Here is a 316-nt window from a genome sequence, read left to right on the forward strand (position 1 = left end):
GATTTGCCGTCAGCCGCCTATTCACCGGTGCAAAGCGTCAATCCGCCAGACGCACCATGGGAGCAAAGCTTGGGGGCATCGATCTTCGGCACCCCACAGTACATGCTGCCTGTGGACGACTTGGGAGAAGCTGTCCCTCCGAGCTGGCAACACCGCAATCAACCGGCACCGGCTGGCCTTCGGCTTGCAATGTCCTGGCTTGAGTTGCTGCCGAGCGCGGACAACCCCCAGACCAGCATCACTATCCATGGTGTGCCCTACACGGCCACTCTGGGGCCATCAGGCAGGGAGAACGACATTTACCTTTTCCAGCAAT

The 316-nt window shown here is 59.8% G+C and carries 1 pseudogene; it reads left to right on the forward strand.

Features of this window, described 5'->3' with window-relative positions:
- Nucleotides 1-69: 69 nt before the first annotated feature.
- A pseudogene (locus tag K6N12_RS35200) lies at nucleotides 70-316 on the forward strand (hypothetical protein); the annotation flags it as partial.

Source organism: Rhizobium redzepovicii (genome assembly GCF_019793435.1).
GTDB classification, from domain to species: domain Bacteria; phylum Pseudomonadota; class Alphaproteobacteria; order Rhizobiales; family Rhizobiaceae; genus Rhizobium; species Rhizobium redzepovicii.